General features: G+C 40.2%; 6 protein-coding genes. All 6 read left to right on the forward strand.

Translation table 11 applies throughout. The features are described from left to right. The 6 genes from V4U88_RS15320 (at position 1) to V4U88_RS15345 (ending at position 14,901) form a co-directional block, all read left to right on the forward strand. Positions 1 to 1,926, forward strand: a complete 1,926-nt coding sequence (locus V4U88_RS15320; protein WP_334074118.1) for a hypothetical protein — start codon at positions 1 to 3, stop codon at positions 1,924 to 1,926. Then, complete coding sequence (locus tag V4U88_RS15325; protein ID WP_334074119.1) at positions 1,923 to 3,032, forward strand: hypothetical protein; 1,110 nt, start codon at positions 1,923 to 1,925, stop codon at positions 3,030 to 3,032. Before V4U88_RS15320 ends, V4U88_RS15325 begins: the two co-directional genes overlap by 4 nt. A 1-nt stretch (position 3,033) precedes the next feature. Then, the gene (locus V4U88_RS15330; RefSeq protein ID WP_334074120.1) at positions 3,034 to 8,547 is read left to right on the forward strand and encodes a DEAD/DEAH box helicase; all 5,514 of its coding nucleotides are present in this window, start codon (positions 3,034 to 3,036) and stop codon (positions 8,545 to 8,547) included. Positions 8,548 to 8,572: 25 nt separating this feature from the next. Beyond that, a complete protein-coding gene (locus V4U88_RS15335) occupies positions 8,573 to 9,814 on the forward strand; it encodes a Druantia anti-phage system protein DruA (protein ID WP_334074121.1) in 1,242 nt (413 codons plus the stop codon). A 517-nt stretch (positions 9,815 to 10,331) separates the two neighbouring features. Beyond that, positions 10,332 to 12,554 carry an MrcB family domain-containing protein gene (locus V4U88_RS15340; protein ID WP_334074122.1) on the forward strand — a complete coding sequence of 741 codons (2,223 nt, stop codon included), beginning with the start codon at positions 10,332 to 10,334 and terminating at the stop codon, positions 12,552 to 12,554. After that, complete coding sequence (locus V4U88_RS15345; protein WP_334074123.1) at positions 12,526 to 14,901, forward strand: DUF2357 domain-containing protein; 2,376 nt, start codon at positions 12,526 to 12,528, stop codon at positions 14,899 to 14,901. Before V4U88_RS15340 ends, V4U88_RS15345 begins: the two co-directional genes overlap by 29 nt. Positions 14,902 to 15,051 lie beyond the last annotated feature (150 nt).

A 15,051-nucleotide genomic window follows, 5' to 3' on the forward strand; every position in this document is an offset into this window, starting at 1 on the left:
ATGACGTTAACTTATTCTATCGAAAAAAAAAATATAATCTCTAAAGTTAAAACAGAGAAGCTAGTTAATTTTATTAAGGGTGTTTCAACTCCCCTATTAACAGTGCTCTTAAAACGGCTACCTAAAGTAAATGGATTCCGACCGGAAAAAGAAGTTGAGATGAAGATAAATAAATATTGTAAAAAGATACTTCGTTGGACTGAAAAAGACTGGGAACTCATGAAGGAGATATGGTTGGCATGGACACAATCAAATGAATCTTTTCGGCATGCTTTAAATTTCAAATCTAAAGTAGAACTAGTAAGGGAACTTGACTCCCATTACGAAGATAAAAATTTAAAAGACCTAGTGAGGAAACTAATTCAACAACGTGGTAGTGAGTTTTTAACACGTGAAGCGTTAAATACTTGGTTAGAATTCAGTCCTTTTTTGCCTGACTCAGAAGTTGAGGAACTTTTAGAACTAGCCCCTAGTCATGATGAATTAACACAAAGATTAAAGTTTAATACGTTCGACCAGCGCTTAAAACAAAATGAAACTGAAATAAAAAGCATAGGGCAACAAATTAAAGTAATAAACGATAACACTACGAAACAAGTAATAAAATTAACTAAGGAATATAGTGGGTTTAAAGAAGAAATAAATAAATTGGATATTAGAGTCAATGAATATAAGAATGTTGATACCTATGAAAGGAAACTTTCAGGACTAAAAAAAAATTTAGAAAGTAAGCTTGATGAATGCAAAAAACTAATATATGAGCTCGATAAAAACAGTACAGGAATTAATAGTCAAATAATCAGTCGAATTTCAGAAGTCGAGAGGATCTCTCAAATACAATTAGATTCCTTTAATACTAAGCTTATTGAAATGGCAGAAGAAATAGAAAGGCAAAGGGAGACCTATACCGAAGTATTAGAGCAACTCTTCCAAATGAAGACCGATTTGGAGAACACGTTCTCTAGTGTAGCGCATACAGCCGTCACAACTCAGCAGATTTCTAAAGATACGAATGGCTTAGAAGTTGTTCTTCTTCTCCAAAAGGACATTTCTGATCCGATTTTATTAACGGGGATTGAAGAGTCCGTTTCCAAGTTGGAAGAGAATCTTAAGAAAATAGGAATTATTTTGACTCATGCAAGAAAACTTTCAGTAGAACTTATTTCTGCGTTTATTTCGGGACAAATGGTTACCTTTTCGGGATCATTAGCAGTCACAGTAGCGGAGACAGTTGCAAAAACACTGGTATCAGATTCAATATACGTAATAAAAATCCCATTGGGGATGATGAGTCCAACTCCATTTGAATTGGCGTTTGAGAGCCTCATTCCAAATAAAAAGGCAGGCCCTATTGTTATATTAATTGAAGGGATAAATAGGTCTACATTTGAGGTTTATGGGGCAGCACTTCATAAATTTATTTCGGATAGAATACTCAGGATCAATACAAATCTACAAATTATAATTTTAGCAACAATAACTGAAGGCGCAGGTGCCTTACCTTTAAGCAAAGGGGTTATTGATATTGGTCCAATTTATAATACCGATGCGTTAAAATGGGGAGATAAGTTTGCGGTTACACCAGTACATGGCAAAATTAATCCAAATATTATTGATGAGGTTATGCAAGATTCATCTACTATGCTTTTAGATGAAGAAGGTCTAGGACTACCTAATTGGTCAAATAGCATTGCTATTGGAGTATTGTGGCGGAAAGCTGTGTTAAGCGCTGAACGAATAAGTTCTTTATTATGTGAACGGATGCACTATAAAACAGTCGGACTTAACACCACATTTGGGTGGTTGATACCAATGCTATATGTATGTAGAAAAAGCAAATTATCAGAGTTTCTGAGTGAGATTGAACTAGATGACCGTTCAAAGTTGTTAATTGAATTAATTGTAAATCAAGAGGAAATGATATGAGAGCAATAAATATAGAAGCCGGCATGGAGATCTTATTTCAATATCTTGGTCTTCCCCTAAAACCTGTATTAAAGAATAAAATGATTCAAAAATATATAGTTATTGCAGAATATTTGCGAATAACCCTTAACAAACTTTCATTGCATGAAAGAGATAAAGTGGAACCGGTCTATATTATGAAGTTGCTGAATGTTGTTAATGCTCAATTAGAAGGAATCTGGACGGAACTAAAGACAAGAAATTTGACAAAATATACTGAAGTAATTAAATCTGAAGAACACAATGATTCATCTGATTTAATGAAGTGGACATTATGGAACTTAGCCTTAATTGGAGATTGCACTTATGTTCGTAATGGGTTTTGGTTACCCTCTCCGGTAAGATTCGTTGAACTACCTAGATATCTTGGTGAAAGCTATGTTGCAGTAATTGGAACTCGCAGTACTAAAGAGATTAATTCAATATTACCCAAGGTCAAGGCGCGAGGATTAGGTAGAATATTAATGAAAGAGGATATCCCAGTAGATTTATTGTCAGATTCAAACTTATGGCAATTATATAATGATTGGGTAGGTTGGATACCGACAGACACTTTGGGTTGGGCACAAATAGAATGTAATTACGCTCAGAGATATGGTAGTACAAGTTTATCTTCTTTTGATAGGTTTGAGGTATTTCTTTCAGATAACTCTCTGCAGTATAAATCAAAGCGAATGTGGTTGAGTTACGATACCTTTGCATCCTTCGGAATATCCAAGGTCATGCTGTGCAGAACTTTATATAGACCTAGGTACTATTTTTTAGGTGTGTTTGAAAAAGGAATTCTCAAGAGAGAATTTGTAGTAAAGGATAAAGAGAAAATATTATGGTTAACAAACGGACTTCAATTATTACATAAGTCCAAAATCAGGGCTACATGGCACAAAAACGGGTTAAATCTAATTCATACTCCGACGTCTGTCGATAGGTTTTTATCTATTTTCTCTTACCGAGTTCCGTCAAAGTCAGGATATCCTAAGTATTATATACATCCTGAGTATAGAGAATATGTCAACTCCTTTTTAAAAAGTTTGGGTTATTCCATTATTTATAGAGAGGAAAAGTAAAATGACTTCAAACGATTCGTTGGGCGTATTTGGGATGTCGAAAGCGCTTCATGATTCTTTAAGATTATACCTTGAATCAACTTATCATATTAGAAATCTATCACTAATAAATGAGCGAAGAGAACTCTTGCAAACGATCGGATATATCCATCAAGAGCCGTTTGTTGAATCAACGCCTAGTTATGAATTGGGATGTGCATATACTGAGTTGGATATTCCCAAGCCAGCAAAGGATACTCTTACTAGGCTTTCAAAAGTTTCTCCAAGTGTGGGGGTATTTCCGAAACCTTACAAACATCAGTCAGAAGCTTTAGAGGCATTTCTCGGTAATGGGGAGGATATTATTGTAGCAACAGGTACTGGATCTGGTAAGACGGAAAGTTTTTTAATGCCGATTATTGGGGAGCTTTCGATTGAAGCTTATGATAGACAGGATACTGCCAATATGTTCGGTTGCCGAGCAATCTTATTATACCCAATGAACGCATTAGTTAATGACCAACTCGGAAGAATTAGACGATTATTTGGTAACGAGAGGTCTTCGGAAATTCTAAAAGGTTCCCGCAATCGTCCAATCAGGTTTGGATCGTATACATCACGAACCCCGTATCCAGGGGAATTTGGTAATTCAAAAAACAATACTCATATAGCCCCCCTCTTTGAAGATTTCTATTTGAAGCAAGTAAGCGACTCTAAGATGGTTTCAATCTTTGAAGAAAAAGGGAAATGGCCGAGTAAGGATTTGGTTAATTTCTTTGCTAAAGAACAGGAGGAGCAAGCAGTATATCAATCTGGGGTGAAATCGGGTAAAAACTATATTAAACGGAATTGGCATAAAAGATTAAAAACTCAGCCTTCAGATAGGGAATTATTAACCAGACACGAGATGCACCAATCATGCCCCGACATACTTATTACTAACTATTCGATGCTTGAGTATATGTTAATTAGGCCTATTGAGCGTCCTATTTTTAATCAGACAAAAGCATGGTTAGAAAGTAATGTCGACAATAAATTAATTCTTGTACTGGATGAAGCACATATGTATCGAGGCACTGGTGGTGCTGAAGTCGCTCTTTTAATTAGAAGGTTAATGGCCCGCTTAGGAATAGGTAGAGATAGATTAAAATGTATCCTAACAAGTGCAAGTTTGGGAGAGGGCAAAGAGGCAGAGATTGCAACGAAAAGGTTTGCTGCTGAACTTACAGGCCTTAGTGATTTTTCTAAAATAAAGCTGGTGAAGGGGGTAAAAGAAAAAAGAAGTGGCGCATCTCCTGGTACTACCTTTGAAGCTGAGGCCTTGGCTAAGGTGGACCTCACTAGTTTTCAAAATGCAGCTGTAGATCCCGGATTAGCTTTAAGTCAAATTGAGAAGTTGGGAGTAACTCTTGGTTGGAGTAATATACCTAAGAGCATCGATGAACTTCCCAATTATATTTATAATCATCTGGAAAATTGGGGACCAGCAGAAATGATGGTAATCACTCTTAGCGGCAGGGCTGTGCCTTTAAAGGAAATAAGTATTTCTTTATTTCCCAATGTTTCTCTAAGAACCGCTAACTCGGCAACCGAGGTTTTGATTGCATTAGGAGCTTATGCCAAAAGGGCAACGGATAATCGGGTATTTTTGCCAACAAGGTTGCATCTCTTCTACAGGGGCTTACCTGGTTTATATGCATGTATAAATCCTTATTGTACAGAACGGCTTTCAGAAGAAGAAAACGAGCAGTATATATTAGGACGTTTATATACGACCCCTCGACTGCATTGTAACTGTAATAAAAAGGGACGTGTATATGAACTGTTAACTCATAGAGACTGTGGGGCAGCATTCATTCGAGGGTATATTCGGGGAGGAACCGATAACTTTTTACTTAATGAACCGACTACTGAAGTAGGAATAGAGGATGACGAACCTCATCACCTGAGGGAGATCCAATTATTAGTTGATGGAGAGCCTCACCGTGATGCAATGGCTAATTGTGTACCTTCTTGGCTTGATGTCACTACGGGTCATCTAATGAGAGAAGAGCCTAAAGATTTTAATGGATTTATTAAGGTCTACAGACCTGTTTCGAAATTAGATTCCAATGAACATGTATATAAATCATGTCCTATCTGTCTAAAAAAGTGGCGTGGTCGGAGTAAAATAATGGATCTGGTTACAAAGGGTGAAGCTCCGTTTGCGAATTTAGTAAAATCCCAACTTCTTTTACAACCTCCTAGATTGGCTGAGACCGTTGAAAATCCTAATGGGGGGAGGAAGGTACTACTATTCTCTGACGGCCGGCAGAAAGCAGCCAGGCTGGCAAGGGACATTCCTCGAGAAGTTGAATGGGATACGTTTAGACAAGTAATTGCTTTAGCAGTTGTTAAATATAATAAAATCAAGAACAGAAACCCAAAGTTAAACTCGCTGCTCTATGCATCGTTTATTTCTGTTGTCGCTGAATTTAATTTACAGTTTTTTGATGGAGATGATCGTAGAAGACTTACAAGTGATGTTAGGGAATTTCAATCTGATTATGAGGGATCTCTTGAAGAGGCATTAGAAAATGATTGGCAGCCACTTCCTAGCCCAAGTTATTATAAAGCTTTGTTACGTCAAATATGCAATAGGGAATATTCATTACAATCTGCTTTATTGGGATATGTAAGAGCTGCTCAGCCCAAAAATATTTATAGAGACATAAATACAATATCTACTGATATTCCGAGTGATGCAGTAGACGCCATTATATATGGTTTTCTAAACAGCTTACTAGAAGAATATGCTTTTGGTACTGAAAGTTTGATTTCATCTTCGGTACGGCGAGAAGCAGCAGGATATCCCCAGAAAAGCTGGGTAGGTGACGGGAAACTAAGTGAAACAATTATACGGTTATTGGTAGATAAATACGGATGTTGTGAATTCCAAATAGACTCCATACAAGATATTTTAAGAAGGCGACTCTGTGATTCCGATGGTAATGCTTTTTCAGTCAAAAATGATGCTGTAGTACTTGCGATAGACACTGAATCACCTTGGTATTCGTGTAATCTGTGCACCCAAATTCATCCAGTGGCTATTGGGAACTGCTGTGTTAATTGCGGAAGTGCCGACATAGAGATAATAGACCCTAATACTAATAAGTATATTCAATCCAGGAAGGGTTATTTAAGAAACCCGGTCGTTGAAGCTCTTTTTAATGGTAGACGCCCCCAACATGTTACAGCTGAAGAGCATACGGCCCAGTTATCAAATAGGGACGCGGGGATTGTCTTTGCAACAACAGAAAAATATGAACTTCGTTTTCAAGATGTTTTAATAGATGTCGAAAATGGCCCTGTTGACATTTTGAGTTGCACAACAACAATGGAAGTTGGAATTGATATTGGCTCTTTAGTTGCTGTAGGTCTGAGAAATGTACCTCCTCAACGTGAAAATTATCAACAAAGGGCTGGGCGAGCAGGACGTAGGGGGTCTGCAGTTTCCACAGTAATTACTTTTGCTCAAGGGGGTCCCCATGATAGTTACTATTTCCATAACCCAGAGGAAATCGTTGCTGGTACACCAAGACAACCTATGATTAAAACAAATAATGAAAAAATTGCTCGAAGACATGTGCATGCTTTTCTCTTTCAAACTTTTTTTCATCATTTAATAGACGAAGGTGTAAAGTTTGAAAGCAGCAGGAGTCTGTTCTCAACACTTGGAGCTACATCTGATTTCTTTAGTAAGAATGAAAATAATCCATTTAGATTGTCATCATTCAAAACCTGGATAAATGATCAATTGCTTAGGAATAAGGACGGCCTATTAGAGTCTTTGGTGAAATGGATTCCTGAAGGTATCTCGAATGATAATACTAGCTGGGTACTAGAGGTAACAAAAGAATTGGTAGACATTTTAGAAATCAAGTCGCTTTCTTTTGACTCAAATCTAAAAACTGTAGTATCCGAGGATAGTGACGATAATGAGGACATTGACGAATCTAACAATGATTCTAAGGATGAGTTACTAGCCTACCTTTTTGATGAGGGGCTTTTGCCTAGTTACGCATTTCCAACGAATTTATGTAGTTTTATCATTGAAGAAAGGCTAAAGAGGAAAGGTGGTTTCAAGGTTCTTGTAAAAGAGAGGCCACAGCAATCTATAGATAAAGCACTAAGTGAATTTGCACCTGGCCGACAGATAGTTGTCGATAAAACTACTTATCGTTCAGGTGGTATAACAGCAAATAATGCACACGTAACAGATCCAGACAGGGCTGCTCCGTTATTTAGAAGAAATATACGCCCCTATGTCACCTGTGAAAAGTGTACTTTCGTACAAGACATAATTTCTGACCAAAGGATCCTAACTAGTTGTCCAATTTGTAATTCTAAGTTAATCAAATCAGAAATGCTAATTCCGGAAGTGTTTCACCCTGAAGAAGGAAGAGCAATTATTGAAGGCGATCAAGAACAGGATTATACCTACGCGACGTCTGCTCAATTCCCAGTTCCTCTTGCTGAAGACGATCTAACAGATTGGGGTGAATTGGGTAGAAATATTAAGTTCACATATGCAAAAGATCGGCGCTTAGTTATGGTAAACAAAGGGGATGATGAAACCAATGATGGTTTCTCGGTCTGTGTTAAATGTGGGGCCGCATCGGTATTCAATAGCGAGAAGCCTAGAAAGGGTCCGCATCATCGTCCCTATGAGGTTGAGCCACGTGAGGGAATCAATGTTACACCTAAGTGCGATGGCCACTTTAAGAAAGTTGTATTAGGTCATCAATTTCAAACCGACTTATTATTACTGAGGGTACAAATTGATTCACCATTAGTTAGGGATGCAAACTCTAGATTAACGTTAAGTATCTTACACGATGGTCTCAGAACCATTTCTGAAGCTTTATTGTTAGCCTCAAGTAAACAGTTGGATATCGACCCAACTGAATTTCAAGCGGGCTATCGGTTAATTGAAGCTGGGTCCGATAACAAGCCGTTACGTGCAGATATTTATCTTTTTGATACATTATCGGGCGGAGCTGGTTATGCAGAACAAGCAGGCCAACAACTTGAGTTTATAATTAACAGTACATTGGATCTTTTAGAGCATTGTCCGAGTAATTGTGATCGATCTTGTACAAATTGTATGAGGCATTACAAAAATCAGTATTGGCATTCCAATTTAGATCGCTTTATAGGTGCAGCGCTTTTAAAACATTTATTCAATGGTGACGTTCCAAAAATAGAAACGGCAAAAGAGCAGTCAGAAAAACTGATTACATTAAAACGCTTATTAGAATTAGACGGGTATAAAGTGACAACAATTGAAGATGGAATTCCTCTAACAATATATGGACAAAAGCAGAAAATAGCTGTAGGTACCTATCATTCGTTATTCGATTCTAAAAATATTAGAGACTATCATCCGTTATTAGCCCATTCAAATGGATTAAAGGTGTTTGTTGAAAATGAATACCTATTGACCAGGAATCTGCCGTTGGTGTACAACAAGATTAAGAGTATGCTTGAAGCATAAATGTGGACACCACCTGCCCTCCAGTATGGTGGTGTCCATTAATCTTTTTATTTGTCTTTTAAGACTAGATTGGATGGGGATAAAGTTGCCTTCTTCACGAGTAAAAATAACAAAAAAGAAAATGAAGGATACATTATTCGAATCCCTAGAAGAGCAAGGTTATTTAATTCTTGGTGATCAAATTCGACCTCCTGTATTAACATCAAAAGAGGACATTAGAAGACTACATCATCAGCAAAAGCGAACTCGTCATATGGAGGATATTAAACTTTTTAAAGAGTATGGGAAATATCTTATTAATGCCTACTTTGCAAACGGAGTAGAGATTGACCCGGAAAAATTTAGACCTGAGCTTATACCAGTATCCTCAAACGACTGGACAGGAAGACTCTTTAGAATAGCAACTTTACTTTGGAGTGTCCCTGTGAGTAAGGGTTATGGAAGAAGAATGAGATTTTTAGTCATGGATAGGAGTAACGGAAAGCTTGCGGGGATAATAGCTCTAGGAGACCCTGTTTTTAATTTAAAAGTACGTGATGACTATATTGGGTGGAATGCTCAGGACCGTAAAGAACGACTATTCAATGTAATGGATGCCTATGTATTAGGTGCCATTCCTCCATATAACCAACTGCTTGTTGGAAAATATTTAGCAGGGGTTTTAAGTACAAATGAGGTAAGGGGCTATTTTGGAGGTAAATATAAAGATAAGCAGACCATTATTCAAGGGAAGAGCAAGCCGGCTGATTTAGTCTTAATCACCACAACTTCGGCTCTAGGAAAATCATCTGTTTACAATCGAGTATATTTTGATAAAGGAGAAAGTCGGAGACTCCTATTGAAGAAAATTGGGTTTACAGCTGGGTTTGGACATTTTCATGTCTCAGAGGAAGTGTTTAGATTAATGCGTCAATTTTTATCTGAACGAGACGAAAAGTATGCTGACGGGCATGAATTTGGTAATGGGCCAAATTGGAGAATGAGAGTTATAAAAAAAACTATGGAGATTTTAGGATATTCTAGGACACCAGTCCTTCAACATGGAATTAAAAGAGAAGTGTTCATCTCTCCACTTGCTACTAATTTTAAGGAATATTTAAAAGGCGAAACATCAAAACCAGAGTTTTTGTTTCTCCCCTTCCAAGAGTACACGGAATACTTTAAAACAAGGTTTTTAATTCCCAGATTTCATAGAAGGCCAGAGATACGGCTTCATTTAGCACAAGACTTATATTTAAATTTATTAAATGATTTCGATCGAGTGTAAGTTACATGAGGAGTAGAAACAGTGGATTTCAAAGGGGGATTTGGTTATATAAACTGAGTATAACCACAGTTTGGAAGTGGTAGTCTATCGTTTTATCAGTTGTGAATGATTGGTTTTATAAATTACTGATATGACGACTAGTGACTGCGCTGCTCCCTCGTGAGCTTTGCCGGCTGTCTTGGAGGATGGTCTATGTCAAGTTTGATAAACAATGCGCTTGATAAGTTCGACCAATATGCTGATGGTTGAACAAGGGGATTTAGAGTTTGCAGATCTCATCAATGGCATTTATTCAGGCAAAGCTCGCCGGTACCCTTCATAGGCTTTTGGCTTTATCCCATGGCTGTGTTCTATCGTCTATCCTTTAATTCATCTTAATTGCTGCTTTGGGGCTAAGCTACTATTCCCGTATTGGCGTCAAGATAAATTTAGAAGGGGGTAACTAATAAAATTAAAAGTAACTATTCCTAATTAATAAATTGTGCCAAAAACCTATCACTATCCCGGAGGACAAAGCATGTCACTTCCAGTCGAACTTTCTTCTATTTTTCGTTCAAAGCAAAAGTCCTATAAAATGGTGCTTGTGTTTGCAATGATTGAGACCTGGCAGGAAACACACGACAAAATGCTCAAACTTGATGATGTGGCGAGACGGTTCCTGACCTATTACCAATATAGAGAGACTCAAAATCTTGTTGTGGACTCACCACCGCCGAAGGTTACAGATCGGTGGGAGTTCATGAGTATTCCACAAGTAAAATCCTTACTCGAAACTCCAATAGAAGCGCTTCGTTCGGTTGTTGTTAAACAATCGGAGGGGGCCTTTTTGACATTTGCGGATTCAGTATGGTCGCAGGGGGAAGAATTGTTGTCTGAGCTTCAGGATTATGCAAATCGAGAATTAGACTTGTATCATAGTCAGCTTGGATCTAAGCAAGGATTTAACTTCTCTCTTAAAGAAAGCCTAGATCATATTCTACATACATATCATGGGGCTAAGTCTGAACCCTTTGCTAATCATCCATTAGGTGCTCTATTCAGAAGAAAACTACCAGAACAGCTTCGATCGCTTCCTTTTGTTTCTGAGCACATTCGAATTCAAGGATCGGTGGGGAAGGGGAATTGGGCGGGGGTGCCATGGATAGCACTCATGGATACGCGAATTACGAAGTCAACACAGTACGGGGAATATGTTGTTTATCTATTTGCGGAGGACATGAGCGCGGTTTACTTGACTTTTAACCAGGGAGTCACGAAGCCAAAAACTGATCTAGGAAAAAGGGAAGGTTATGCTTTCTTAGAACAAAAGGTGATTGAACTAAGAGAAAGCCTGGATTTTGAGGGTTTTTCTACAGATGAGAATATCCATCTCACTTCAGCCGGTTTGGGTCGTGATTACCAAGTATCTACTGCCGCTTATAAGCGGTATGATGCTTCTAATATTCCAAGCGACGATCAATTAATTGCAGATTTAGAGCAACTGATGACGACTTATCAAGAGTACGTCGATCGGAAGCTTCAAACAGATCAGGCAGATGATCCAGAATATCCTGTGGAAACGGTGGAAGAGATAATGGATGATGAGGTAGTTCGCGAGCGTCTTGATAGTATCAAAACGTACATTAAACATAAAGGTTTCGCATACCCACCCGGATTAATCGAAAACTTCTACCTCTCCCTCAAAACCAAACCCTTCGTTATCCTGGCAGGCGTGTCGGGAACGGGGAAAACGAAGCTGATCAAGCTTTTTGCTGAGGCGATGGGAGCCACTGCGCAGAATGGTCAGTTTACGTTGATCCCTGTCCGTCCAGACTGGAGCGATCCATCCGACCTGATCGGCTATAGTGATTTGTCGGGCAAATTCCGTCCAGGTCGCGTTACCGAAGTGTTGTTGGAGGCATCCCAAAACCCGAGCAAACCCTACTTCATTTGCCTTGATGAAATGAACTTGGCTCGAGTGGAGCACTACTTCAGCGATATGCTCAGTATTCTGGAGACACAGGAATGGAAGGATGGTCGTATTACAACTGCTCCAATCATTCACGGCAATTCACTTGTGCAGGATGAGGATCAGGCGGTGTATGGCAATTTGTCGATTCCTGAAAATGTGTATTTGATCGGAACGGTCAATATGGACGAGACGACACATCCTTTTAGCAAAAAGGTGCTTGACCGGGCGAATACGATAGAATTTAATGATATCTTTTTAGCTCAATTTCCTGATGAGGACCCGGGTTCAGAGCTAGGTCCAGAGCCTACTTCAAATCAGTTCCTAAGAAGCGACTATCTTCAGCTTGTCGATGCCTATCATGCCGAATCGAAAGCACTCATCACGAAGACAACGGATGTACTAGTGCAAATCAATCGTATTCTAGAGGAGATCCATGCCCATGTCGGGTTTCGGATTCGGGATGCGGTATGCTTTTATATGCTCTATAATGAGCGGTTCGGGTTATTTTCAGAAGAAGAGGCGTTTGATCATCAGTTGCTTCAAAAAATACTGCCACGCATTCAAGGCAGCAGCACATCCATCCGGAGGGTTCTCCTGAATTTGATGCGGGAGTGTGTGGGCTCCTCTTTTGTCGTCAACGACTATATGGACGATGCAGCTTTATTGTTCGAGGGCCGCAAGCTCAGTGATCTGTTAAATCAGGCCAAGTATCCGCTGAGTGCAAGGAAAATCGCTTCGATGTTACGGAGGCTTGAAGAAGATGGATTCACCTCTTACTGGTTATCGTAATGCACCGGTTGAGCTGCTGCGAATCGAGAGCAATCTTTTTAATCTATATATTCAAGGGAAGCCGTTTCATCCGACCGTTGAGACTTTGCAGCTCCATCGTCAGGAGGGTGATGTCTGGGCGGATGCCCATTTTCATGTGGAGGTCCCCACTTCTAGGGTAGAGATTCGTTCGGTTCAAGTGTTTTCTCACCAGACAATGGGCCTCCAAGCATGGAATCCTGGTGATCAGGCAGAGCCCTTGTTTTATGAAACGCAAAGCTATGAACTCGTCGTGGAGAAGAAGCAGGATCTACCGATTGTCTTTTTTCATGAGAATCTTCACCTTCGGCAGGCTGTTAAACCCTTGGGCAGTAGGATTTTGTCGGGTGTGCTTAACTTTCAAAATGAAGTAGGCTTGACGGAACTTGAGCTTCGCCTGCATGGGGAGGTAATCTTTAAGCTCCAACTGGAAGTGTTTCCGTCAAAAATGGACTACAAGCACGATTACGAAGTGATTTTGCGGGAGGTTAATGAGCAGATCTATAATCTGTCTTTTGACTTTCTTCGCAAGACGTTTCACTTAACGGGATTGAGAGAGACTCGGTATCAGAGTGTGACGGAGTTTTTTACGATATTGCAGCAGGTTTTTGGGCAGCTAACCCAAGGTATTGAACGCATCAAAAATGCACCCCATTACAAAATGCGACGCGAATCTCATCTTGTGGAGGCGTCGAGGGCGAAGCGGGTAGGGAAGGAAAATATTGCTTTTTTGCGCAAAAGGCCGGAGCTTTTTGTTCCGGGGCTGCAGCAACCTACCCATGTGCTTGAAACCAGACGATATATGGACTTTGATACGGCGGAAAATCGGTTTATTCGCTGGGCATTGCTACGCATCACCTCGAAGTTAAAGGAACTCAGAACAAACGTAGCGAAGAAGGGGAGTCCAGATCCCGTATTACTAAAAAAAGTTGACGTGATGAGTTCGCAGTTACAGCGGCTGTTGCAGCAGGACTTTTTACAAGTGGGGGATATGAGGCAGGTTTCGTTGACGCTCGTCTTGCAGATGGCTCCGGGGTATCGGGAGGTATATCGGATTTATCTTTTGCTGATGAAGGGCCTATCCATTCAAGGGGATTTGTTCCGGTTATCGATGAAGGACTTGGCGCAGCTGTATGAGTACTGGTGTTTCCTGAAAATCCACGAGTTAATGCAGCGAAAATATGAGCTGGTTAGCCAGGATTTGATTAAGGTGAATCGTAATGGTCTTTTTGTGACGCTGGAGCGTGGGCAAAAGGCGAAGATGGTTTATCGAAATCCGCGGAATGGCGAGGTCTTTACTCTCTACTATAATTCCTTGCCTAAGGAAGACACCACTTCTACGTTGGCGCAGAGACCGGATAATGTGCTGACGTTGAAAAAGAATGACGCGGCGATCGAGTATAAATATATTTTTGATGCAAAATACCGCTTAAATCCAGCTTATGAAGGGACACCTTACTGGAGGAAGTATCAACAGCCTGGGCCAGAGGAAGAGGATATTAACACGATGCATCGGTATCGGGATGCGATTGTGTACAAAGATCAGCGGAACGGGGAGTTCGAGCGGAGTATGTTTGGGGCGTATGTGCTTTTTCCGTATCCGGATGAGGTGAAATTTAGGGAGCATCCTTTTTATAAAAGCATTCAGCTAGTTAACATCGGGGCGATTCCGTTTCTGCCGAATGCTACAAATCTCATGGAGCAACTTCTTGACGAGATGATCCAAGACAGCCCGGAAAAAGCCTACGAACGTTCCACCCGCCCCCGCGGAACGATGGAGTATTATTACAACAAGTTTGCCGGCAAAAATGTTCTTGTCGGTTCACTAAGGGGGCCATCCCAACTGGACATGGCTTTGACGCATCGTTTCTACCATATGCCGCTTAAGAATATCGCAGACCACAAGCTCCTTACCCAAATCGAATACATCGCGATGTGTCAGTCGCGCAAAAAGTTCCAAGGACAAGGGGACACGGGGATTCAATGGTTCGGCCGCGTTCAGGATTGGAAGGTAGTTCGGAGACGGGAGATCACGGAGCGACCCGCTCGCCCCGGAACAGAAGAGGAGCTTTATGTTAAATTTACGATTGAACGTTGGGATCGTCGGGACAAGCCCATTGCTCTAGGAGGGCAAGGGATTTATACATGTCTGTATACGAGCAAGTACATGTTTGATCGGGCTAGCGAAATTGCGGAGTTGAAGCTGGAGAATGAAGAAGACCTGAGAAAATGGCGCGAAGCTCGCAGAGTCGGCAAGGTCAAAGTGCGGCTCGATCATGAGGATGTGGATTTGGCGGAGTCGGTGGTGGAGATTCGGGTGGAGGAGTAGGGGCTCGGCACTTTTTTAAAAGTGATCGCTAGAAATTCCTGTAATGAAAAGGTATAATATGGATTGGAAGCGAGCATAAATAATACTCCTATTTTCTTCGTATGCTCCCATGGAGGAATGGTATGCCGAAATATGTTGAAAAGGGAATGA

Origin of the sequence: Paenibacillus sp. A14, from assembly GCF_036864815.1 — a bacterium.
GTDB lineage: Bacteria > Bacillota > Bacilli > Paenibacillales > Paenibacillaceae > Fontibacillus > Fontibacillus sanfengchensis.